The organism is Vibrio vulnificus NBRC 15645 = ATCC 27562 (genome assembly GCF_002224265.1).
Classification (GTDB): Bacteria; Pseudomonadota; Gammaproteobacteria; order Enterobacterales; family Vibrionaceae; genus Vibrio; species Vibrio vulnificus.
In genome coordinates, this window is sequence record NZ_CP012881.1 from 2465407 (window position 1) to 2489056 (window position 23650).

Genomic DNA, 23650 nt, shown 5'->3' on the forward strand with positions numbered 1-23650 from the left:
TGATTTAAATTATAACTAAGCACAGAGCTGAGCCTTCTATGCGTCAAATTTTTAAGCGCCTGTTAGCCCCTTTACTGCTAATGACTGCGCTACCGACATCAGTTTCACAAGCGGACGGCATTCGATTAGTCGGTCCTACTGGTGAAGTGCAATCATCGCCAAGTTTTTCAGAACAAGTTGAGCGTGCCAACTCGCCACTGCCTGTTTCCGACGAACCCTCTCGTTTCTATGGCCCAACAAGTGCAAACGAAACCTTGTGGTCAATCGCCAGTAAATTACGCCCCGCAAATAACGTCTCGGTACAACAAACTCTCTTAGCCATTTACCGATTAAACCCGCAGGCGTTTGAAAACCAAAATATTCACAGCTTAGTGCCAGGTAGTACCTTACGTGTACCGTCGCTCGCACAAGTGCGCAGCGCCTCAACCGAGCAAGCGGTCACGGTGATGAAAGCACATCAGGATAAGCTCAATGCGACTCCTCGTCCTATTGCGCCAACGCCAGTTACTCGCCCAGTCAAAGTGACGCCAGCGACACCAGCCCAGGCAGTGAGCGAAACGGTGAAGGTGGAGCCCCAAATCGACACCACGCCAGTGAAAACACCAGAGGTTCCTCAAGTGAAAACGCTTGAGAAACAGCTCGAGATGTCCGAAAGCGAACTAACCGCTCTGGAAGAAAAGAACCACAATTTGCGTTTGATGTTGGCGGAAGTTCAGTCCGAAGTGGATGGATTGAAAACCGAGCTGGGTGATGAAAACCGTATTCGTTCTGAAGTCGAGAAGTTACTCGCGGAAGAAAAGGCGAAGCTTGAAGAACAGCAACGCATGCAACCGTCGGCGTTTGATCAATTCTTATCAAATGGCTGGATGGTGGCTGCCGCTGCCCTGATTCCTGGGGCATTGATCGGCCTTTTGATTGTGATGTTGCTAGGGCGCCGCAAAGAAGCGGAACCAAGCGCAAGTGAAACACAAACTGAAGCGCCATTAACACCACCGCCAATGTCAGATTCGGATCTGGACGATCTGACCGATGATCTCACCCTCGATGATGACCTCTTCAGCGACAGCGATGACAATAGCGAGTTGCTGTTTGATGACTCTATGGGAGAAGACGAAAACGACGTCTTTGGTGATCTTGACGACAGTGATCTCGATTTCAATCTTGAAGGCGAAGATGGTGAAGACCCATTTGCTAGCATCGGTGATGACGGCGATTTGGATACTGACTTCGACGACTTTGACTCATCAAACAACGGCATCAGTGTTAAAGGTTCTGACAAAGCGCTTGGTCTTGAAGAGATGGAGCGTGCGCTGGATGAAGTCAGTCCAGAGCTGGAAATCACTGACGACGAAGAGAGTGACTTTGACCTTTCTGGTGAAAACGTCGGCATGTCAGAAGATGACTTAGCGGAGTTGCTGGCGTCCGATGAACCGACGGAAGACCTAGGTGATTCAGCCCTTGACCAGTCAATGCTTGATGATCTGTTCTCCAACTTGGGTGACGATGATGAAGCCGACGAATTTGATTTAGGTTTAGATGAAGATAGCGCGGCTGCACCAACTGAAAACAAACAGATGTCTGATGCAATGTCTGGAACGATGGCGTCAGATGAAGATATTGATCAGCTGCTGGCTCAGTTTGATGAGCCAGTCATTGATGAATCAGAACTGGACACGCAAAGCAGCCTAGACGAATTAGAGTCGCTATTGGAGTCTGGCGCTGACGACACGCAAGACGACTTATCCACCTCATTGTTAGATGAGATGCTGGAACAGGCTTCAGATGATGAAGTGAGCCTCGATCCTCTTGATGAGCTCGAAGCTCTGGCGGGTCTAAGTGACGATGAGATTGAGGTATCGTTAACTGACACCGAGCTGCTTGATGAGTTACTCGAAGCGGACGAAGAAGAATCACTTGATGAATTTGATCCACTCAGTGAGTTAGAGGAGCTCGCGGCCTTTGGTCAAGATGAGGTTGTGCCTGAGCTGGATGAAAACAGCACCGATTTGCTCGATGAGTTACTTGAAAGCGCGCCAGAGAGTGATGAGTCGCTGGAATGGCCAGAAGAAGAGCTGGTAACGGCAGAGGAAAGCGATCTCTTTGACGAACTGATTGGCTTAGATGAGAGCGACAAAGCTCAAAAGGACGATGCCGCAGAGCCGTTCGATTTTGCAGCAGAACTGGATGCGGCATTGGATTCATCAGAAGATTTTGTTGAACTGTCCGTTTCTGAACCTGCGATTGAAGAGGGGAATGCAGAAGGTGACTTGGTAGACAACTCTGCCATTGATGATCTATTGGATGACGTTCTCCCTCTCGAGGAAGCGTCGCCTAAGCAAGATGAACAGGCTGCAGAGGTCGAAGAACTTGTAGAGGCCATCGATAGTTCAATGGCCGGCGATGAATTTGAACCAACAGAATTCAATAGTAGCCATTTTGTTGAAGATTTGGCTAACGTTGCGCCGACGCTTGATCCACTGCTAGATGCATTCCCAGAGGATATTGAAGAAGGCAGCAACGCTGAAGCAGAACTGGATACTGATCCTCAGCCCTTGCAAGAGTCGCTTGATGATTCATCAGAAGCACTGCTTGAAGAAGCGGCTCCGTCTGAACCTGTCTTACCTTCTTCAGACCCGCTTGCCGATCTGCCATTGGAAGAGGGGGAAAGTGGTGATGCCGATGACATCGATGATCAAGATGACCAAGATGATGATTGGTTGCAAGCCGCCATTGATGAGGTAGAAAGCCCACTTGATTCAATTGATGAGTATCAGTCTACAACGCAGACGGAAACTTCAGAGCAAGAACTGCTTTCCGACCATGAGATAGCGACAACGACACCTGAGCTTGATGTTGAGGAATCACAAGAGCCGCAGGAAGAAGACTGGCTACAAAGTGCGATTGATGAAGTTGAATCACCACACATTGATTTAGAGCAGCATGAGGTCGATTCAGATGAGCACTTAGCATCGACTCCTTTGGCTACAGAGGTCACTGAAGAAGCGTTAGATGAGCATCCTGATGATGCCATGCTTTCAGAGCTCGATGACACACCAGCTCAAGACGATGAGCTTGTGGATCTTGTTGATGACATCGCAGAGCCTGTTTCAACTGACGCAGAAGCGCTGTTGGCACAGGATATTGAGGATGCTCAAGCACTCGAGGCTCCTTCTGCGGAGATGCCTTTAGAAGAGCCCGTTCTTGAAACACCGACACCAAATGCAGTGCCAAATGAGTTTGGCACTCCTATTGAAGAAGATTGGGCAGAGGCAGAGACTCTTTTTGATGGTCTAGCAACCGACAGCGAACTGCCACAAACACAACAAGAAGAATCGCTAGCAGGATTGACAGAGGCTGAATCGACGGCGGAACAGGACGACAGTCTTAATGACTTAGAACTGTTGGAGTTCGATGAAGACGATGCTTTGGAAGCCTTAGCTGATGAGTCAGTACAAGAAGCCAATGCGGTTCTCGGTGAAGATGCGATCGGCTTGGATGAGTTAGCGCTCACCGAATTTGGCGAAGATGACGAGTTGTCTGTGCTAGCCGATGAGCCTGGTTTTGCAGAACCTTCTCTTGAGAGTGAGCTTGAAGACATTGATCTTGACGAACTTGATTTCCCTGAGTTTGGCGAAGAAGAAGCGTTAGCATCTCTTGAAGAGGAGCCGATGCTTTCTGAGGTCGAATTGTCTGAGTCGGATTTGGCGACGCCACCAATCGACGAAACAGAGTTACTAGAGCAAGCTGAAAGCGCGGTGACCGATCTCGACGACATTGAGTTTGATGAGAATGAACTACCGGAATTCGGTGAAGAAGACGCACTGTCTGCAATGGCAGATGAACCATCACTCGCAGACTTTGAATTAGATGAGCCTGTTGCAGAGGGTGAAATCGACCTTGCTGATGAGGTTGACTTTGACGAACTAGAACTGCCAGAGTTTGGCGAAGACGAAGCACTGGCCGCGATGGCAGACGAGCCTTCTTACGATGCTCCGGTGGTGGAAGAGGACGCGTTTGCAGCTGAAGAGCCAGCCGTTGAATCCGAAACCACAAGTGACGAGTCCACGCTAGATGACGTGCTTGAGCCAAGCGAAGCGGCAACTGACAATGCAAAAAGTGCAGAAGAGCAAGTTCAAGCCGAAACAACGGACGATGCGTTCGACTTTGACGAGCTAGAACTGCCAGAGTTTGGCGAAGACGAAGCACTGGCCGCGATGGCAGATGAGCCTTCTTACGATGCTCCGGTTGTGGAAGAGCCAGCCGTTGAATCCGAAATCACAAGTGACGAGTCCGCGTTAGATGACATGCTTGAGCCAAGCAAAGCGGCAACTGACAACGTAGAAAGTGCAGAAGAGCAAGCTCAAGTCGAAACAACGGACGATGCGTTCGACGTTGACGAGCTAGAACTGCCAGAGTTTGGTGAAGACGAAGCACTGGCCGCGATGGCAGATGAGCCTTCTTACGATGCTCCGGTGGTGGAAGAGGACGCGTTTGCAGCTGAAGAGCCAGCCGTTGAATCCGAAACCACAAGTGACGAGTCCACGCTAGATGACGTGCTTGAGCCAAGCAAAGCGGCAACTGACAACGTAGAAAGTGCAAAAGAGCAAGCTCAAGTCGAAACAACGGACGATGCGTTCGACGTTGACGAGCTAGAACTGCCAGAGTTTGGTGAAGACGAAGCACTGGCCGCGATGGTAGACGAGCCTTCTTACGATGCTCCGGTTGTGGAAGAGGAAGCGTTTGCAGCTGAAGAGCCAGCCGTTGAATCTGAAGTGACAAGCGAAGAGTCCGCGTTAGGTGAAGAGCTTGAGCCAAGCGAAGCGGCAACTGACAACGTAGAAAGTGCAAAAGAGCAAGCTCAAGTCGAAACAACGGACGATGCGTTCGACGTTGACGAACTAGAGCTGCCTGAGTTTGGCGAAGATGAGGCAGCAGAAGCGGTTGCCAGTGAGCCAAATATCGAACCTGACGCTGAGCCTGAAGCAGAATCAGATGACTTTGAAATTGATGATATCGAACTGCCAGAATTTGGCGAAGAAGATGCCATTGTTTCGGTTGCAGAGGAGCTCGACGAAGCGCCAATTACCTCCGAGCCAGAAGAGCAAGATTATCATTTTGACTCTTTAGAATTACCATCGATAGAAGAGAGTGGCGAGTTAAATACGGTTAACAAACCGCATATCAATCCTTCTTCTTATGAAGAACAAGATGCCCTATTTGATGTTTTTGCTCAGGAAGCGGGCTTCAATATCGCAGAAGAAGAGGTACTTCATTCTGAATTTGATGAAGCAGCGATGGCGGATCTGCTTTCGGAAGAGGCTTTGGATGATAACTTCTTCCCAGAATCGCCCGATGATGAAATGGCTGCCAGTGCTGGTATGGACATTGAAGCGATGTTGGAAGTCGGCGGCGATGACTGGAATGGCTTTAAACTACCGGATACCCCATCAGCGGAAGTAACGAGTGATGTACCAGCTGACGAGCGTGAAATCTGGAGCTCAGAAGAAGCCCTCAGACAACCCAATATTGATGAGGAAAACTGGGCCGAACAAGACGACTTTGATCCGAAGAAAAACCAATACATGACGATTGACGAGCTCATGGCTCAAGTGGATGGTGATGAAGTGGAGTTCGAAGAGGAAGATCTCAAACTGGATGTCGGTCTCGATGAATTTCCTGATGTGATTGGGGATATTAGCAACGTGGATGTGGATGAAAACGCAGAAGCGGCGGGTAAGCTTGATTTGGCGAAGATTTACATCGAAATGAACGATGCGGAAGGGGCAATCAAACTGCTCGAAGAAGCGATTGTTTATGGTGATGATGTGGTTCGTCGTGAAGCGAAAAATCTCATTGATATGATTAACGGCCGTTAATTTTATTCTTAAGTCACAGGGGCAGCTTTCGCTGCCCCTTGTTTTATCGCTCGAGGTTTGAGGATTAGAAATTCAAGCCACAACCGTTTATACTTCCCGCCCCAAATTCAAATCGAAGGTTATCATGAGAATTGCATTAGGCATCGAATACAATGGCACTGACTATTTCGGTTGGCAGCGTCAACGTGAAGTCGACAGTGTTCAAGAAAAGCTGGAGAAGGCGTTATCGAAAGTGGCGAACCATCCAGTAGAAGTACAATGTGCAGGTCGCACCGATGCAGGGGTTCACGGTACTGGGCAAGTGGTTCACTTCGATACCAATGTTGAGCGTAAAATGGTTGCTTGGACCATGGGGGCCAATGCGAACTTACCCAAAGATATCGCAGTACGTTGGGCGAAAGAAGTACCAGATGAGTTCCATGCGCGTTTTTCAGCAACCGCACGCCGCTATCGCTATATCATTTTTAACCATGCATTGCGTCCTGGTATTCTGGGCTCAGGGGTAAGCCATTATCATGGCGACCTTGATGAGAAAAAAATGCATGAGGCGGGGCAATATTTGTTGGGGGAGAACGACTTTACTTCGTTCCGCGCAGTTCAATGCCAATCATTAAGCCCGTTTCGTAACATGATGCATTTGAATGTGACACGTCACGGCCACTATGTGGTGATCGACATCAAAGCCAATGCCTTTGTGCACCACATGGTGCGCAACATTACCGGCAGTTTAATTATGGTTGGTCGTGGGGAGCAAGATCCAGAGTGGATCAAATGGTTGCTCGAAGCGAAAGATCGTAAGCTCGCCGGTCCGACGGCCAAAGCCGAAGGTTTGTATCTCGTTGATGTGGACTACCCTGAAGAGTTCGATTTACCTCGCGAGTCGATCGGCCCGTTGTTTTTGCCCGATAATTTGAACTAATCGAGAGATTCAGATTCAAAAAAATGAGTAACTTAGCGTGCGACTTTGACTGAAAAAATAGGTACAACCAGTTTTTTATCTACAGTTGTCGTTATATGTGGTTTAATCCACACGCGTAAATTCGAATTTTTGTCTTTCGCTATGGAGCGGAAGCGTAGAGAGAAAAGGTCTTCCATGAGTTGGCTTGAAAAGATTTTAGAAAAAAGCAACATCGTAAGCTCACGTAAAGCGTCTATCCCTGAGGGTGTGTGGACGAAATGTACTTCATGTGAGCAAGTTCTGTATCACGCGGAGCTTGAGCGTAACCTTGAAGTGTGTCCTAAGTGTAATCACCACATGCGTATGAAAGCGCGTCGTCGTCTAGAAACATTTTTGGACGAAGGCAATCGCGTAGAGCTAGGTGGTGAACTTGAACCGCAAGATAAACTGAAGTTTAAAGACTCTAAGCGTTATAAAGAGCGTATCGCAGCAGCGCAGAAGAGCAGCGGTGAGAAAGACGCCCTTGTTGCGATGAAAGGTGAATTGCTAGGCATGCCTATTGTCGCTTGTGCGTTTGAGTTCTCATTTATGGGTGGTTCAATGGGTTCTGTTGTCGGCGCGCGTTTCGTACGTGCTGTTGAAGCGGCAATGGAAAACAATTGTGCACTCGTTTGTTTCTCTGCAAGTGGTGGTGCGCGCATGCAAGAGGCTTTGATGTCTCTCATGCAAATGGCGAAAACCAGTGCGGCGTTAGAGCGTCTATCTGCGAAAGGTCTGCCGTTTATCTCTGTGATGACCGACCCAACCATGGGTGGGGTTTCAGCGAGTTTGGCGATGCTTGGTGACATTAATATCGGTGAGCCGAAAGCGCTGATCGGTTTTGCTGGTCGTCGCGTTATCGAGCAAACCGTGCGTGAAGATCTGCCTGAAGGCTTCCAGCGCAGTGAGTTCCTACTTGAGCACGGTGCCATTGATATGATCGTTGATCGCCGTGAAATGCGTCAGCGCGTTGGTGGTTTGATCGCCAAGCTGACCAATCACAAGTCGCCTCTCGTTGTTTCTGTGAACGATTCACCAAATGAAGCGGCATATTCTGTACCAGAAGCGAACGAAAAAGGGTAAAGTAGCCTCTAACAAACAACCAAGTCTTTGATGGTTATCGTTAGATGAAACAAAACTCTATTCCACAAGCCACATCCCCTATGGCGGTGTGGCTTGATTATTTAGCCAATATACACACTTCTGCCATTGATCTTGGCCTAGACCGAGTTCAAGCTGTTGCTCTCAAAGCAAACCTCACCAAACCTGCACCCACTGTGATCACTGTTGCTGGCACGAACGGCAAGGGTTCAACCTGTGCGTTAATGGAAGCGATCTTACTCGATGCTGGATATTCCGTTGGCGTGTACAGCTCGCCACACTTAATTCGATATAACGAGCGAGTCCGCATTAACGGTCAAGATCTTGCGGATGAAAAGCACTGTGAAGCGTTTGATTTCATTGAGCAACAACGCGGTGATATCAGCTTAAGCTTGTTTGAGTATGGGACGCTGGCGGCATTACGCTTGTTCCAAACGGAAAAGGTCGATGTGGTTCTATTGGAAGTTGGCCTAGGTGGGCGATTGGACGCCACCAACGTGGTGGATCACGATGTCTCAGTGATCACTAGCTTGGCACTGGATCACGTAGATTGGCTTGGAGATGACATTAACGTTATCGGCTTTGAGAAAGCGGGCATTTATCGTAGTGGTAAGCCAGCTATTTGTGGCCAGCCAACGCCTCCGTCAACGGTTGCTGCACATGCAGACGATATCGGTGCAGAGTTTTACCAAGTCGGTATTCAGTTTGACTATCAGCTTTCGGGTGAAGGTTGGCGCTGGCAGCATGGTGCTTTCGCATTGGAAGATTTGCCTCTCCCAGGCTTGCCTTTGCCAAATGCCGCAACCGCGTTAATGGCGCTAGGTGCCTCTGATCTTGAACTGAGCGATATCAACATCGTCAACGGACTAAAAAATGCGAAGTTAGCAGGTCGAATGCAGGTGTTGCAGACAGCGCCATTAGTTCTTTTGGATGTGGCGCATAATCCTCATTCCGCGGAGTATTTAGTGACTCAGCTTCAGTCTCGCTACCATGGTAAAACCATCCATGCGGTGATTGGCATGTTGAAGGATAAAGACATCAAATCGACGCTAGAAGTTTTAGCGCCCGTTACTCGCCATTGGTACCCAGCCTCGCTGACAGGACCAAGAGCCGCGACAGCCGAAGAATTGATTCAATATTTGCCGCAAGGCACACAAAGTTATACCGATCCAGCACACGCTTTTGACCAAGCACTGTCACAAGCACAATCTGATGAGATAGTGTTAGTGGTTGGCTCTTTCCACACCGTGGGTGAAGTGTTGGAGCATTGGCAACAAAACAAAGGTAATTAAATGGCAAGTAAGTTCCAAAGCCGTCTGGTGGGGACCATTATCTTGGTCGCTATCGGCGTGATAGTGCTTCCTGATGTCCTCGATGGCCAGAAGCTTCACTATAAAGAAGAGTTTGCCACCATTCCGATCAAACCGGAATTGAGCAATGAAGTGGAGAGTTTCGAAATTCTTGAGCCCGTAGAAGACGACATCAAGCTACCAGAGTCTCCTGTGGTCGCGACGGTGGGGCAGTCATCGACTTCAAGCCAACGCTCTGCTTCAACCAAAACTGACAAGGTCGAGGTGAAGATTAATGACGTGCCAGAGAAGAATAACTACGAAGATTCAGCATGGATCATTCAGTTAATGGCACTGCGTAATGAAGAGAATGCGCAGAACATGGCGAAGGATTTGCAGAAACGCGGTTATCAAGCGCATACCATCAAAGAAAATGGATTTACTCGAGTTGTAATTGGTCCTGATGTGTCAAAAAGTAAACTTGAAAGACAAGTCGTGGAATTGGAAAAAATTACTGGTTCCAAAGGTCAATTGCTCAAATTTAAACCACTAAACCCATAAGAAAACGTTTGCGTCAGCATTTTTTCTGTTAAAATGCGCGCCAACTTAAGATGAAGAAAACATGAATTGGTTAGATTTTGTCATTTTAGGTGTGATCGGATTTTCAGCTCTGATCAGTTTAGTTCGCGGTTTTGCGAAAGAAGCATTGTCATTGGTGATTTGGTTTGGAGCGTTTTTTATCTCCAGTAACTATTACACCAAACTCGCGGTGTATTTCACCAATATCGAAGACGACATGTTTCGAAACGGAGCCGCAATCGCGGCATTGTTTGTCGCGACCTTGGTAGTTGGTGCAGTGGTCAATTATGTCATTGCTCAACTAGTACAAAAAACAGGGCTTTCAGGCACAGACCGAATTTTGGGTGTGGTGTTTGGCGGTCTACGTGGGGTGCTAATTGTCTCTGCGGTGCTGTTTTTTATGGATGCTTTTACGGCATTCCCAAGTTCGGAGTGGTGGAAGAGTTCGCAACTGGTCCCTGAGTTCAGTCGAATCATTGCCCCATTCTTCGAGCATTTACAAGCAACATCGAGTTTTTTGTCTGGCACTCTCTAGCAGTGCCAGCTACTGTCGCAAATCGAGGATTAGGACATGTGTGGTATTGTTGGAATCGTGGGCACAACCCCTGTAAACCAGTCAATTTATGACGCGTTAACAGTGTTACAGCATCGTGGCCAAGATGCCGCTGGTATTTGTACAATAGAAAGCAATCGTTTTCGTCTGCGTAAAGCAAACGGTCTGGTAAAAGATGTGTTTGAAGCAAAACACATGCAACGTCTTCAAGGAAACGTCGGCATTGGTCATGTACGCTATCCAACGGCGGGTAGTTCCAGCGCTTCCGAAGCGCAGCCTTTTTACGTTAACTCGCCATTTGGCATTAGCTTAGCGCACAACGGCAACTTGACTAACGCGCATGAAGTTCGTCAGAAATTGTTCGAAAAAGATCGCCGCCATGTGAATACCACCTCAGACTCCGAAGTTCTTCTCAACGTACTTGCTCACGAAATTGATACAGTAAAAGGCAACGTCACTGCCGATGATGTTTTCCGAGCCATCGCCAATGTCCATCGTACCATTCGTGGTGCTTACGCCGTTACAGCGATGATCATCGGTCACGGTATGATTGCCTTTCGTGACCCACATGGTATTCGTCCACTTTGCTTAGGTAAGCGTGAAGAGAACGGACAAACGGAATACATGGTGGCGTCAGAATCAGTAGCGCTGGATGCAGTTGGCTTTGATTTTGTGCGTGACGTCGCACCAGGTGAAGCGATTTACGCGACTTTTGACGGTGAACTCTTTACCAAGCAGTGCGCTGACAATCCAAAACTCAACCCGTGCATTTTTGAGTTCGTTTACTTTGCACGTCCTGATTCGTTTATCGATAAGATCTCGGTTTACAGTGCACGCGTCGAAATGGGTAAAAAGCTGGGAGAGCGTATTAAAGAAGAGTACGCCGATCTTGATATTGACGTTGTCATTCCCATTCCAGAGACCTCTTGTGATATCGCACTGCAAATTGCTCAAGCGATTGATAAGCCATATCGCCAAGGGTTTGTTAAAAACCGCTATGTCGGCCGTACTTTTATCATGCCGGGCCAACAATTGCGTAAAAAATCGGTACGTCGCAAGCTCAATGCCATTCGCTCTGAATTCAAAGATAAGAATGTGCTGTTAGTAGACGATTCGATTGTACGTGGCACCACTTCTGAGCAAATCATCGAAATGGCGAGAGACTCGGGTGCGAAGAAAGTATTTATTGTCTCTGCTGCACCAGAGGTGCGTTTCCCGAACGTTTACGGCATTGATATGCCAAGCGCGACTGAGCTTATTGCGCATGGACGAGATAACGAGACGATCTGTAAGCTGATTGGTGCCGATGCTCTGATTTTCCAAAAACTGGAAGATTTAGTGGATGCGGTGGGCTTAGGTAACCTTGATATTACTAAGTTTGATACTTCGGTGTTTAACGGCGAATACGTGACGGGTGATATTGATCAGCAATACCTCGATTTCCTTGATTCGATGCGTAACGATGATGCAAAGGTTCAGCGTGAGATTCAACAAGATCTGGCTAACCTAGAATTGCATAACGAAGGTGCGTAATCGACACCGGAGTTCAGGGTTAAGATAAGACAAATAAAAACCAGAGCGTTTCTGCTCTGGTTTTTTTGTGCTCGAAATAACCTCTATGGTTACACGCTAAATTGTTAGTGGATGTTATAGGCAATCACGTAGTCGATAAACAAACGCACTTTTTCGGGTAAGTGATCTTTGTGATTGTAGAGCATGTAAATATCGCGCGGGTTTGCGCTCCAGTCAGGCAGAATACGTACTAGGCTGCCATCGGCGATGTACTCTTTTATCATCACATCTGGCATGAGGGTGATGCCTAGCCCTTCTGAACACGCGCTACGTACCACATTCAGTGCATTGGCTTGGAAGCGACCACGATCAACGTTAACCACGGTTTCGCCTTTGCTGTTGATTAATGTCCACTTTAACAGCGGGTGGCCTTTGAGCAGGAAATGGTCGTGCAGATCTTCAGCATGAGTTGGCATTGGGTGAGCGTTTACGTACTCAGGGCTAGCCACCAAAATATCTTTCACTGAACCAATTTTACGCGCGATAAGGCTTGAATCTCTTTGTGGTCCTACGCGGAAAATGACATCCCATTCGGTTGGGTCAAGTTGATCAGCGTTACTCTCTGTAGTGAGTTCAATGTTGATTTCTGGATACTGACTCATAAAACCGTTCAACATTGGCATCATCATGCGCTTGGTGAGATTGTAGGGCGTTGAAATCTTGATTTTGCCAGACGCACCACGACATTCATCGGTAATTTCTTCGGCTGTGTTTGTGAGTCTTTGCAGTAAAGGAGAGCATTCACGGAAAAAGCGTTCTCCTGCTTCTGTCAGTGATAATTTACGTGCATGGCGATTGAGAAGGCGCAAATTCACCGCATCTTCCAAAGCTTGTATGCGTCGGGTGATGGTCGCCACGGGGATCATGGTCTTACGTGAAGTTGCGGTGTAGCTCCCATTTTCAACAACGAGTCTGAACAGGTTGAGATCGTCTAATTTCATATTTCCTGACACATCTATTTACCAAATAGGCCTAATTTAGCGCTAACTTTGCGATGAAAGTTTGCTTCATGTCAACAGGTCGCACGATTTGTGATCAGCATACATCTAGTAGCAAACTCTGATATAAAGTGGAATATTTGTATAAATGGCTTTTTACAGCTACGTTTTATTACAGAGCAGAGTGGGTGCAGAGCACAGGAAGTGGCCCGTCTGTGATAAGTAAACTACAAAAATAATAACATTGATAACCACTTTGACTGAGTGTGTGAGGTGAAGCTATGTACAAGACTCACAGTCAAACGGCAATGACCTCGGCAAGGGAAGCGGTACAACCAAAGTTAATACAACTGGTTGATGATGATCCGATCTTTCGCCGAATTACCAGTGCCTATCTCGAAAGTCAGGGATATAAAGTCGTTGAGTCAGAAAACGGTTTGCAAGCCCTTCAGCAGTTACGTGAATGCGATCCTGATATCGTATTATGTGATTTGTCCATGCCCGTGTTAGACGGAATAGAATTTGTCGAGGAGGTCAGTCTCGAGTACCCCTCCTTACCTTTGATCGTGGTTTCCGCAACAGGAGAGATGTCCGATGTTGCCAAAGCGCTGCGTTTTGGGATTAAAGATTTCTTACCCAAACCAATTGGAGATTATCAACACCTAGCGGAAGCGATTGAGAATACATTGGAAGATTCGATGAACCATATGTCGGATCAACGCGATTTTTCCAGCCAGTGGTTTCGAGTCGATGGCGGCGGAGAGTTGCCCGATGAGCAGGAGCTTCACTGGCATTTAAACTATTTGGAAGATAACCCCAATTCGGCAAGAGACTTACTCCACGCTTTGCTGCCAGACAAAGATACGTCGCAGGGCGATTGGAAGTTTTCTTATAAGTTGCTGCAATCGACCGATATGATGCCGCTCGTGTTTGATTACCGTTGGTTGATGAATGGCCAGTTTGCGTTTTACCTCGTCGATTCGGCTTCAGTAGAAAAGCAAGGTGTCGCCACTGCCTTGTTGATACGCGCTTTGTTTGATGACTACTTACGTAATCTAAAAAGCTTTAGCGCCGACTTAAAAGATATTGTCGAAATCCTAGAGCGGGGCATTCGTTATTCGGATTGTGCGTGCCCGGTTAATGCGCTATTTGGCATTGCGGATTTGGTGGATGGAAGTGTTGAAATTTTACCTGCGGGGCTAGACAGTCAGTGGTCAACGGGGTTCATCAATCAGCATATTGCTGCTGGAAACCGTCTAGGTCACAACAGTTTAAAAAACTTCATCACCCGTGATCTCAATATAGGTAGCGGCAGTCAACTGACACTAGGCTGTTTAGGCTCCGCCAGCTTCAGTTTGAATATTATCAAAGGCAGTAAAGTGAGCTGACGATACTTCACGTAATATCGCCGCCATGAGCGGCGATATTCTTGTCCGCGTGAGGGTGACTTGGCAATAGAGCGGCTTTCCATTTCTCCATTCTTTTGTTTGTTGATTCCTCTATTTTCTTTAGATGGTGTTGGTTTTCTTTCTACAAAATCGCAAATTTATCAATTACCCCTACTTTTGCTCGGTGTTTAGACCGTTGGCTTTGCGGTATATTGGCGGCGAAAACAATAATGAACCATTTTCTTAACCATTGGTTAACTCTTTTGGGGTAGAAAACGTAAAGAAAGTTATCAGCACAAGAGTAGAAGCATCATGGCAGACAAAGATTTTAAAGAGCCCTATAATCTGTTTTATTTTCTTGGTTTTATCGCAGTTCTTTTAATTCCAACTTTACCTGCGACATTAACCTGGATTCGTGTACTTAACGGTTACGCGGGTTTCTAAGCATTAATATCGGGAGTTCACCATCCGTATTCGACGTTTATTTCTCAATATAGTTGGTGGACTCAGTTTATGCCTTGGTATTGCAGGCATTGTCCTTCCTCTGCTCCCAACCACGCCTTTTATCCTGCTAGCGAGCGCCTGTTTTTTACGTTCTAGCCCGCGATTTCATCATTGGTTACACAGCCACAAAACCTTTGGTCCGGTACTGGACAATTGGCAACAAAATCGTGCTGTGACGCGTCGCGTTAAACAGCGTGCTATCTTGTTTATTCTGCTGAGCTTCTCTGTTTCTATCTGGATCGCGCCACTCATGTGGCTAAAGATTGCACTAATGTTTGGTTTAATCGTTTTGCTTGGCATTTTTGTCCGCCTCCCTGTGAGCGACTCGGTTGCCGCGCGACGGGAAACTGACTAGAATTGGGAAGAAAAGTGCGCCCACTCTTCGAGTGGGCATTTTGTTTTTAGCGTTACAGAGAATGTTCGACGTCAGCCCTGTAACGATGAGTTCCACCTGTTCTAAGCCCTCATAATAGCGTGACAAAAAGAGAGGGCGATGAGCCAATCTAAGTAAATCGATATTATGACTACAAACACCATTGCACAGATCCAAGCCAGTATTAAAAGCATCCCAGATTACCCGAAACCAGGTATCCTGTTTCGCGATGTGACCAGCCTTCTAGAAGACGCTCAGGCGTACCAGGCAACCATCCAATTGTTGGTTGATAAGTACAAAGACATGGGGTTCACCAAAGTGGTGGGTACTGAAGCGCGTGGTTTCCTATTTGGTGCACCGCTTGCGTTGCAATTAGGTGTGGGCTTTGTACCTGTACGTAAGCCGGGTAAACTGCCTCGCAACACCATCGCACAATCATACGAACTTGAGTACGGTGTTGATACACTGGAAATCCATACGGATGCGATTGTTGAAGGTGACAAAGTTTTAGTGGTTGATGACTTGCTTGCGACAGGCGGCACCATTGAAGCGACAACCAAACTGATTCGTCAGCTTGGCGGTGTGGTTGAGCATGCAGCGTTTGTTATCAATCTACCTGAAATTGGTGGCGACAAGCGTTTGGAAGGTCTTGGCCTTAACGTTTACAGCATCTGTGAATTCGAAGGACACTAATTAAGTCAATGAGTTATTTAGCTTTAGCGCGAAAATGGCGTCCGCGTCAATTTAAAGAAGTGGTGGGGCAAGGCCATGTGCTGACTGCCCTAGAAAATGCTCTTGAGCACAATCGTCTGCACCATGCTTACTTGTTCAGTGGCACACGAGGTGTCGGTAAAACCTCGATTGGTCGCTTGTTTGCCAAAGCCCTCAACTGCGAAACGGGCATCACCTCTGCGCCTTGTGGACAGTGTGATACTTGCCGAGAGATTGAAGAAGGGCGCTTCGTTGATCTACTGGAGATTGACGCTGCATCGCGTACTAAAGTTGAAGACACTCGTGAACTGTTAGACAACGTTCAATACAAACCAGCGCGCGGTCGTTTCAAGGTTTACTTGATCGACGAAGTGCACATGCTCTCGCGTCACTCTTTTAATGCGTTACTCAAAACCTTAGAAGAGCCGCCAGAGTATGTGAAATTCCTATTGGCAACGACGGATCCACAGAAACTTCCTGTGACGATTTTGTCTCGTTGTTTGCAGTTCCACCTTAAGCCGATCACGGTTGATGCTATCCATCAACAGCTCGATTTTATTTTGGCGAAAGAAGGTGTTACCGCTCAAGCACGTGCGCTCGGTATGATCGCGCATGCTGCCGATGGCAGTATGCGTGATGCCCTAAGCTTAACCGATCAAGCAATTGCGTTAGGCAATGGTCAGATTGAAACCGATCTGGTCAGCCATATGTTAGGCACCATTGACACCGACCAAGCCATCCATCTCTTAGAAGCCATCAGCAGCAAGCAGCCACAAGTGGCGATGGATAAGATCCAGCAGCTCGCGCAAAATGGTGCGGAGTGGGATGGTTTGTTGCAACAATTGGCGACTCAGCTGCATCGCATTGCCATGTATCAGTTGTTGCCTTCAAGCCTAGACAAAGCGCAGCCTGATGCGGAAAAAATTGAACTGCTGAGTCGCGCACTGTCGCCACAAGATGTTCAGCTGTTTTATCAGATCGCCTTAAAAGGGCGTGAAGATCTCTCTTTGGCGCCAAATGGGCGTATCGGGATGGAAATGATTGTGCTGCGTATGATGGCATTTCGTCCTGCGGATATATCGCAAGCGAACATCATTTCTGCGCAAGGTGCGAATCTAGCGTCAGCGCCGGCGACGCAAAGTGCCGCTCCTCAAGCGCGCACGGCACCAGCACAAACGGCTGCTGCGATGAGCGCACAGCCAAGCTCTGATCGGGCTACTCCCGCAGAACGTCCTCAAGCGGTCAGTCACGCGCCATCGCGTCCGGCTTCATCAATTAATGCCCCAAGCTCTGTGGCCCCTCAGCCTGTTCAGACAGAGATGCCACCTCAATATGATGCGCCACCGATGGATTATGCCGATTATCCACCTATGGATGACATGCCGCCAATGGGTTATGGCTATGAGGATGCCGCCGCATCGCAGCAAGAGCCTCAACCAGCGCCACAGCAAATGCCTGAAAGCACAAGTCCTGCTTCTGGTGGTTTAACCGGTTTGCGTCACCAATTGCGTTCTCAACGTCAAGGGTTGGCGCAAAATGGTGGCTCAAAAAAGTCTAAAGCGGCATCTGCGGAGAAAGAGTCGGTCCTCGATCGAGTCGCGCAAAAGCAGGCAACTGCAGCGCAGGTGTCGCCACGTCAAAGCCTTGCACCGTCAGAGCCTGAAGTAAAAGAGGATGAACCCTATCAATGGCGTCCAAGTCAGCCGGTGGTGCAGTCTAAGAGCAAAGAGCTAACACCGACGGAAATTAAACGCGCACTTGAGCATGAAAAAACGCCGGAAATGGCGGAAAAACTCGTTGCAGAATCGCTTGAGCAGAGTGAATGGGCAAAACTGATCACCCAGCTCGAAACGGCAAAACTGGTGGAACAGTTAGCGCTTAACTCGGCGTTTAACAAAGATGGTTCAACCATCGCTTTGACGCTGCGTAGCCATCAACAACATTTAAATACTGATAAAGCGCAAAAAGAGCTGCTTTCAGCGCTCAACGAAACGCTTGGGGAAACTTGTCATCTCTCTGTTGAAGTCGGAGATCAAGGTGAGACGCCCCTAGAGTTGCGCGAAAGACTTTATCAGCAAAAGTTACAACAGGCTTTCGACAGCTTGGAAAATGACAGTAATGTTCAGTTTATACTGCGCCGATTCAGTGCAGAACTGGACAGAGACAGTGTTCGCCCTGTCTGAATTTATTCGCGGGGTTGAAATGTTCGACAAACGACCCCATCCATAGTGAAACACCTCATTCAACCAGAGAGAAAAACATGTTTGGTAAAGGCGGTATGGGCAACCTAATGAAGCAAGCCCAACAAATGCAAGAACGCATGCAAAAGCTTCAAGAAGAAATCGCAAATATGGAAGTGGTCGGCGAATCAGGCGCAGGTTTGGTGAAAGTCACTATCACTGGTAGCCACAGCGTTCGTCGTGTCAACATCGATGAAAGCTTGATGGAAGATGACAAAGAGATGCTTGAAGACTTGATCGCAGCAGCATTTAACGATGCAGCACGCCGCGTTGAAGAAACTCAAAAAGAGAAAATGGCAGCAATCACTGGCGGTATGCAACTACCACCAGGCATGAAAATGCCGTTTTAATCGAAAAGGTTAACTATGCGTACCAGCCATATGCTGGAACAATTGATGGAGGCCTTACGTTGTTTGCCTGGGGTTGGCCCCAAGTCAGCACAGCGTATGGCCTTTCATTTGTTACAGCGAGACAGAAAAGGCGGCCTGCAGCTTGCGGATGCATTAAGTCATGCCATGACGGAAATTGGCCACTGTAATGAGTGCCGTACTTTTACCGAAGAAGATGTTTGTCATATCTGCAACAACCCAAAACGCCAAGAAAATGGATTATTGTGTGTGGTCGAAAGCCCTGCCGATATCGCCGCCGTGGAAGCCACTGGACAATTTTCTGGGCGTTACTTTGTGTTGATGGGGCATCTATCACCGCTTGATGGTATTGGACCTAGTGATATTGGCCTCGATGTCCTCGATTATCGGCTACGTCGCGGTGATATCAAAGAAGTGATCTTAGCGACCAACCCTACCGTGGAAGGTGAAGCGACCGCGCACTACATCGCAGAGCTCTGTCGAGAGCATAAAGTGGATGCCAGTCGAATTGCTCATGGTGTTCCCGTCGGTGGGGAGCTTGAGCTGGTGGATGGAACTACGCTCTCCCATTCATTATTGGGTAGACACAAACTCAACTAACACCAAAGCGATGCTGATAACAGCATCGCTTTTTTAATCCATCTTTTCTCTCGGTTAATACGCTTTTTTGACCGCTTGCGGTTAACGCATCGTATCGACTTGCCAGCGTGAATCGAACACAAACGGAGGAATCCAGTCGAATTGCTCTTCGCCATTTTGCTGAGAATCGAAATAGTCCGCTAAAGTCGAGAGGTTAGGGGTATGTTTTGCCCGATTCATTGACACCATAACGCCGGACAAGCTGTGGTTTCTTGTGAGCAAGAGGCATTCATCTCGATCTTTACTACTTTTCAGACAGAGAGTCGTGTCACTCGTTGTGAACTTTTCCATTAGCGCCAACATTTTCTGCGTGTCCAACGTATTGGCATCATTAATGGCTAAACGTATTTCGCTGGTTCCTTTAAGTTGCTCAATTGCTTCATCAAGCTGCTGTGAGAATGGAAGCAGTAGCGCCTCTTCAAGCGTATTGAATTCAATCGTGCCAATGCCGTTTTCTTGATGCCATATTATCGAAGTGGTATCAGGGCGAGTGCGTGCAAGTTTGTGGCTTTGCCGTGTTGTCAGTGTTGGCCCATTGAGAACGGCAAATATCTCGGCAACCAACGCCTGCCATTCTTCCTCATTTTGCGCCTGTGCCGCTTTGATCAAATAAGGCTGATAAAGCTGCTGCCACTCATCTTGAATTTGATCGTATTGCGGATAGTTTGTCGCTACGCTTTGCCAAAGCTGCTGGTAGTCGTCTTCATAGCCTAATGACTTTCGCGCTGCGACAACCGGTTGAGACTCACGCAGCACAATCTTAACTTGGTCCGTATTGGAGCGATCACCACTGTCTTTGGCGTAAAGTTCAAAGATGTACGTTCCTGCAACGGTCGGGTTGAGCAGTGTGGCCGTAAAGCTGTCAGCGTTTAAAATGGTTAGACTCTGTGGGCCAGAAATTTGTCGCCATTGCTTGGTCTTAATAGAGAACACCAGTTTAGGCCAGCTTTTCGCTGAGCCGTGTAAGGTAATGGTGTTGATCGGCAACGTATGTACTTGGTCGGATCCCGCGTTGACCGTTGGTTTAGTGTACTTGTTAGCATCGGCGGCATCATCAACATCGCACCCAGCGAGGAACAGCAGTGTGGCTATCAAGACGATTTTGAGTAAGTTACACATCTTAAGTCCTCCGGATCAGAAACTGTAGCTAATGCCAGTGGAGAGAAAGGCCTCTTCACTGTCGTAAAAATCGATATCAGAATCCGACTCTTGATAACCCGCCATGACGTTCAGTTGGGTATTTCGCCAGCCCCAAAGATCGGCATAGCTGTAGACGGAGAAAAAGCCAAAGCTCTCGTAATCTTGCTTGCGAGAAAAAACGGGGTTGTCTGCATCAAAACTGGCAGAGCTATTTCTCAGCGTTGTGATAACACTGTGTCTGCCTTGGGCGACAAGAAACGACATCTGTGCGGTCAATAACTGATTGCTTTTGGCATCGCCATCGGCGTCGCGTAGCGTGTAGTAAAACGCAGGGGACAGTACAAACGACTGGCTCAAAGGAAAAGAGATCTCTGCGCCAAAGCGTTGATAGTCGCTGGCACGCTTTAATTGTGAACGAGCTTCAGTGGTTAATCCTTGTGAGAGGCCGATGTCGTCGTCTTCAACTTCGCTGCTGGCGACAGCGTATTTTAAACTGATAGGCAAAGGGCTGGTGATGTCCATAGCGAATCTCACGCCCCCGACGGTTTGCTCCGTTGTTTGCCTTTTTTGACCAGTGAGATAAGGGTCACGCCAGACCTCTTCCATGCTAGGGACATTCCCAAAGAGTGCGGCAGTGAGGATCATGGCGTTGTTGAACCGATGCGCAACGCCCAATTCTGCCTGAAATTGCGCTTCTGCTATCTGCTCTTCACTATTGCCAAGAAAGACTAACGTGTCGCCAAAGCTGTATTGCAATCGGCCAAGAAAAAATGGAGACGCTTGCGATACCTTCTTGCCTTGGTTGGTGAGATCGGCGGTGATTTCATTATCTTCATGGGTGTTGTTTTGCGATTGGCTTTGGCCAAATCCAATATTAATACTGATGGTGCCGCTGAAGCCGGGATCAAATGGGTCCGGTTCTGCCAGGCTATATGAAGAAGCGAGTACGGCAATCGTACTAAGTAGTATTGCTGCGTGTGTTGGGGAAACTTGCATGCTAATTCCTTGTGAATGACGTTTGAAAGCCATTCAAAATTAGCATTCACCGCATCGATAAATCGTTGGTGTTTTATGGACGAATTGTGTCCATTTTGGTCACAATTCATTCTCGGTAGTATTCGGGTGCAGTTCAGGCCACTGCAGTTCAAACGCAGCGCCACCCAAAGTAGATGACACCATTTTCGCGTTGCCTTTGTGCCAAAGCATGATTTGTTTAACAATCGCCAATCCTAACCCATGGCCTTTTTCGCTACTGCGTGCTTGGTTATCAAGCTGAGTGAAAGGTTCAAAAATGCGTTCTGCATGTTCATCAGGCACACCTTGACCATCGTCTTCCACTGTGATGTGAAATGCGGTGCCACTGTATTTAAACGAGACAATAATGGTGTTTTGAGCAAATCGGCTTGCGTTAGTAAGAAGGTTTTTCACCGCGCGCATCAAACCTTTGTTGTCGATGAACATGCGATGTTGTTTTAACTCTGGCGAACAGTAAAACTGGATATCGAGATCGGGATGCTGAAGTTTGAAATCATCGATTTCGTTGAGCAATTCCCTAGCAAAGCAGCATTGTGAAAAATGGGTGATATCGGCAATCCGATTGTAGCGAGAGAGCAGTAAGTTTTGGTTGATGAGATGGTCGAGATCATCAATGCTTGTGTGCATTGCGCGTTGATATTTCTCTTTTTGCGCGTCGCTGGTGTGAGGATCTTCAAGCATCTCAATCGCAAAGCGCAGTCGATACAATGGCGTACGTAAATCATGCGCGACCGCGTTGGTCAGCTCACGCTGCCGAGCAATGAGACTCTCGATATTGTCGGCCATGTTATTGAAGGAGTCACTGAGTTGAGAAACCACCGAGAGCTTGGAAGCTCGCGCCCGTTGTGACAGTTTGCCTTGGCCAAATTCGGTAGCGGTTGCCACCAGTCGAGTTAAGTCACGCCAAAGTGGATAAACCCACAAAATCAAAGCAAGAGAAATCAGTAGGAAGAACATCAGCGCGATGGTGGTGCTCAACTTGAGTTGTACGGCTTGCGACAAGTTATCTTGGACGCGCAACCACAAGCCATCATCGATGGGGGCAAGCAGCTCGACGCGTCCCTCATCATTGATATAACTAACAATTTCGTTGGGGGAGTTCAACAAAGTATGCTTGGCCGTCTCGCTAAGTTGCGTTTCGTTCGTCAAGCTAATGTGGATAGGGAGCTTGGCGTTGGTCTGTGCAAGCGTGTTTTGCCACTCGCTTTTAGGCAGTTGACGCAGATCTTCAATCGCTAATGAGAGTGTCCCCTTGGCCTGATTGAGCACGGCATGCTCGGTGGACTCGTTAAGAGCGATATACAGCACTTGGTCACTGTCGCCAACTCGTTGTAAGAGCGCCATTGGGTCGGCATAAAGAAACGTTACTTGGCCTTGTTGTAGTGAAGCATAGATGGCTTTATCGGCTTGGTAATCTGCCAACGTTTGGAGCTTAACAGGATAGGCAAAGCTTTTGGCATAGTGGTCGATGGTTTGTTGCCACTGAGTCGTGGGTTGCTGCAAGAGTTTCTTGGACAACACTTCGAAGTTCACCCGATAGATCGGTTTATAGAAATCTTCGGAAAACTGCTCGTTGAGTTTTAAAACCGGGTTTACGCCACTGGGGATGATCAACAAAGTGGTCGGTACAAACACCGCCAACCATAAGATGGCAAACGCGCGAATCATAGTGAAGTCTCCCAAGAAGAGGCGCACAACTGGTAACCAACGCCGCGAATGGTCTTGATTAAGGTTGGTTCGTTGGGATCGTCATTGAGGGTGCGCCGTAGGCGAGAAATTCTTCGATCGATGGAGCGATCTAATCCGTCATATTCAAAGCCACGAATGTGCTGTGCGATGTCATCGCGTGACACCACTTGGCCAACGTGCCGAGCCAAGAGCAGCAGCAGTTCAAATTCAGAGGTGGTCAGTTTGAGCGCTTGCTGATGCAATGTGACACTGCGGTGTTGCAAATTAATCACCAAAGGGCCGAGTTGCAAGTCATCTTTGCTGCCTTCTGTCGTCAAACGTTCGTGTCTACGCAGCAACGCGCGAATGCGCGACAGCAGTAATCTTGGTTTTACTTGCTTCACGATGTAGTCATCTGCGCCCAGTTCTAATCCCATGACTTGGTCTATGTCGTCATCTAGGGCCGTTTGCATCAAAATCATGCCATGGTACTTACTGCGTATCGCTTTACACACTTCCATTCCGCTTTGCCCGGGCAACATAATATCGAGAATCACCAAGTCAGGTTGGTTTGACAAGATTGCATCGACGGCATGAAAGCCATCCGAGACGATATCAATCTGAAATTCATAGTTTTGTAGAAAATCTTTGATCAACTCAGCGAGTTCCAAGTCGTCTTCGACAAGCATAATTCGATATGAGGCAGGTGAGGTCATAGTGTTGCGTGGCAGAGAGTCAA

Annotated in this window: 18 protein-coding genes; 13 read left to right on the forward strand and 5 right to left on the reverse strand. The window is 47.8% G+C overall.

Annotation, left to right across the window (positions count from 1 at the left end; translation table 11 throughout):
- Window positions 1-38 precede the first annotated feature (38 nt).
- The 7 genes from AOT11_RS11500 to purF all read left to right on the forward strand — a co-directional run bounded on the left by AOT11_RS11500 (window position 39) and on the right by purF (window position 11868).
- On the forward strand, window positions 39-5876 hold the full coding sequence (locus AOT11_RS11500; protein WP_089529798.1) for a FimV/HubP family polar landmark protein: 5838 nt from the start codon (window positions 39-41) through the stop codon (window positions 5874-5876).
- Window positions 5877-6000: 124 nt separating this feature from the next.
- Entirely contained in the window at window positions 6001-6795 is a 795-nt protein-coding gene (gene truA / locus AOT11_RS11505) for a tRNA pseudouridine(38-40) synthase TruA (RefSeq protein WP_017420562.1), read from the forward strand.
- A 174-nt stretch (window positions 6796-6969) separates the two neighbouring features.
- Entirely contained in the window at window positions 6970-7896 is a 927-nt protein-coding gene (gene accD / locus AOT11_RS11510; protein WP_011079890.1) for an acetyl-CoA carboxylase, carboxyltransferase subunit beta, read from the forward strand.
- Window positions 7897-7940: 44 nt separating this feature from the next.
- A complete protein-coding gene (folC, locus tag AOT11_RS11515; RefSeq protein WP_017420561.1) occupies window positions 7941-9206 on the forward strand; it encodes a bifunctional tetrahydrofolate synthase/dihydrofolate synthase in 1266 nt (421 codons plus the stop codon).
- Window positions 9207-9764, forward strand: coding sequence for an SPOR domain-containing protein (locus AOT11_RS11520; protein ID WP_017420560.1), 558 nt, complete (start codon window positions 9207-9209; stop codon window positions 9762-9764).
- Window positions 9765-9825: 61 nt separating this feature from the next.
- Window positions 9826-10317, forward strand: coding sequence for a CvpA family protein (locus AOT11_RS11525; protein WP_011079893.1), 492 nt, complete (start codon window positions 9826-9828; stop codon window positions 10315-10317).
- Window positions 10318-10353: 36 nt separating this feature from the next.
- Window positions 10354-11868, forward strand: coding sequence for an amidophosphoribosyltransferase (gene purF, locus AOT11_RS11530; RefSeq protein WP_011079894.1), 1515 nt, complete (start codon window positions 10354-10356; stop codon window positions 11866-11868).
- A 104-nt stretch (window positions 11869-11972) separates the two neighbouring features.
- Here the strand turns inward: purF and AOT11_RS11535 are convergent, their stop codons facing one another.
- Window positions 11973-12848 carry a LysR family transcriptional regulator gene (locus AOT11_RS11535; RefSeq protein ID WP_011079895.1) on the reverse strand — a complete coding sequence of 292 codons (876 nt, stop codon included), beginning with the start codon at window positions 12846-12848 and terminating at the stop codon, window positions 11973-11975.
- Window positions 12849-13126: 278 nt separating this feature from the next.
- On the opposite strand from AOT11_RS11535, the gene AOT11_RS11540 reads away from it, so the two are divergent.
- From AOT11_RS11540 to recR, 6 genes are all read left to right on the forward strand, one after another.
- Complete coding sequence (locus AOT11_RS11540; RefSeq protein WP_011079896.1) at window positions 13127-14233, forward strand: response regulator; 1107 nt, start codon at window positions 13127-13129, stop codon at window positions 14231-14233.
- Window positions 14234-14699: 466 nt separating this feature from the next.
- Window positions 14700-15092 carry a YbaN family protein gene (locus tag AOT11_RS11550; protein WP_072603452.1) on the forward strand — a complete coding sequence of 131 codons (393 nt, stop codon included), beginning with the start codon at window positions 14700-14702 and terminating at the stop codon, window positions 15090-15092.
- A gap of 165 nt (window positions 15093-15257) precedes the next feature.
- A complete protein-coding gene (gene apt, locus AOT11_RS11555) occupies window positions 15258-15803 on the forward strand; it encodes an adenine phosphoribosyltransferase (RefSeq protein ID WP_011079898.1) in 546 nt (181 codons plus the stop codon).
- Between the two features lie 8 nt (window positions 15804-15811).
- A complete protein-coding gene (gene dnaX, locus AOT11_RS11560) occupies window positions 15812-18004 on the forward strand; it encodes a DNA polymerase III subunit gamma/tau (RefSeq protein WP_017420559.1) in 2193 nt (730 codons plus the stop codon).
- Between the two features lie 77 nt (window positions 18005-18081).
- Entirely contained in the window at window positions 18082-18411 is a 330-nt protein-coding gene (locus AOT11_RS11565; RefSeq protein ID WP_011150874.1) for a YbaB/EbfC family nucleoid-associated protein, read from the forward strand.
- Window positions 18412-18426: 15 nt separating this feature from the next.
- Window positions 18427-19029 (forward strand): recombination mediator RecR, encoded by a 603-nt coding sequence (gene recR, locus AOT11_RS11570; protein WP_011079901.1) that lies wholly within the window; start codon window positions 18427-18429, stop codon window positions 19027-19029.
- A gap of 81 nt (window positions 19030-19110) precedes the next feature.
- Here recR and AOT11_RS11575 read toward each other — a convergent pair whose 3' ends face one another.
- The 4 genes from AOT11_RS11575 to AOT11_RS11590 form a co-directional block, all read right to left on the reverse strand.
- Window positions 19111-20187, reverse strand: coding sequence for a PKD domain-containing protein (locus AOT11_RS11575; RefSeq protein WP_017420558.1), 1077 nt, complete (start codon window positions 20185-20187; stop codon window positions 19111-19113).
- Between the two features lie 15 nt (window positions 20188-20202).
- Window positions 20203-21237, reverse strand: coding sequence for a DUF2860 family protein (locus AOT11_RS11580; protein ID WP_017420557.1), 1035 nt, complete (start codon window positions 21235-21237; stop codon window positions 20203-20205).
- Between the two features lie 66 nt (window positions 21238-21303).
- Window positions 21304-22911, reverse strand: a complete 1608-nt coding sequence (locus tag AOT11_RS11585) for an ATP-binding protein (protein WP_223848408.1) — start codon at window positions 22909-22911, stop codon at window positions 21304-21306.
- Complete coding sequence (locus AOT11_RS11590; RefSeq protein ID WP_026050310.1) at window positions 22908-23627, reverse strand: winged helix-turn-helix domain-containing protein; 720 nt, start codon at window positions 23625-23627, stop codon at window positions 22908-22910. The genes AOT11_RS11585 and AOT11_RS11590 overlap by 4 nt, the downstream gene beginning before the upstream one ends.
- Between the last annotated feature and the right edge of the window lie 23 nt (window positions 23628-23650).

Excerpts from the sequence above, each read along its gene's own strand:
- AOT11_RS11500 (WP_089529798.1), top strand. The coding sequence starts at position 39 with ATGCGTCAAATTTTTAAGCGCCTGTTAGCCCCTTTACTGCTAATGACT.
- truA (WP_017420562.1), top strand. The coding sequence starts at position 6,001 with ATGAGAATTGCATTAGGCATCGAATACAATGGCACTGACTATTTCGGT.
- accD (WP_011079890.1), top strand. The coding sequence starts at position 6,970 with ATGAGTTGGCTTGAAAAGATTTTAGAAAAAAGCAACATCGTAAGCTCA.
- folC (WP_017420561.1), top strand. The coding sequence starts at position 7,941 with ATGAAACAAAACTCTATTCCACAAGCCACATCCCCTATGGCGGTGTGG.
- AOT11_RS11520 (WP_017420560.1), top strand. The coding sequence starts at position 9,207 with ATGGCAAGTAAGTTCCAAAGCCGTCTGGTGGGGACCATTATCTTGGTC.
- AOT11_RS11525 (WP_011079893.1), top strand. The coding sequence starts at position 9,826 with ATGAATTGGTTAGATTTTGTCATTTTAGGTGTGATCGGATTTTCAGCT.
- purF (WP_011079894.1), top strand. The coding sequence starts at position 10,354 with ATGTGTGGTATTGTTGGAATCGTGGGCACAACCCCTGTAAACCAGTCA.
- AOT11_RS11535 (WP_011079895.1), bottom strand. The coding sequence starts at position 12,848 with ATGAAATTAGACGATCTCAACCTGTTCAGACTCGTTGTTGAAAATGGG.
- AOT11_RS11540 (WP_011079896.1), top strand. The coding sequence starts at position 13,127 with ATGTACAAGACTCACAGTCAAACGGCAATGACCTCGGCAAGGGAAGCG.
- apt (WP_011079898.1), top strand. The coding sequence starts at position 15,258 with ATGACTACAAACACCATTGCACAGATCCAAGCCAGTATTAAAAGCATC.
- dnaX (WP_017420559.1), top strand. The coding sequence starts at position 15,812 with ATGAGTTATTTAGCTTTAGCGCGAAAATGGCGTCCGCGTCAATTTAAA.
- AOT11_RS11565 (WP_011150874.1), top strand. The coding sequence starts at position 18,082 with ATGTTTGGTAAAGGCGGTATGGGCAACCTAATGAAGCAAGCCCAACAA.
- recR (WP_011079901.1), top strand. The coding sequence starts at position 18,427 with ATGCGTACCAGCCATATGCTGGAACAATTGATGGAGGCCTTACGTTGT.
- AOT11_RS11575 (WP_017420558.1), bottom strand. The coding sequence starts at position 20,187 with ATGTGTAACTTACTCAAAATCGTCTTGATAGCCACACTGCTGTTCCTC.
- AOT11_RS11580 (WP_017420557.1), bottom strand. The coding sequence starts at position 21,237 with ATGGCTTTCAAACGTCATTCACAAGGAATTAGCATGCAAGTTTCCCCA.
- AOT11_RS11585 (WP_223848408.1), bottom strand. The coding sequence starts at position 22,911 with ATGATTCGCGCGTTTGCCATCTTATGGTTGGCGGTGTTTGTACCGACC.
- AOT11_RS11590 (WP_026050310.1), bottom strand. The coding sequence starts at position 23,627 with ATGACCTCACCTGCCTCATATCGAATTATGCTTGTCGAAGACGACTTG.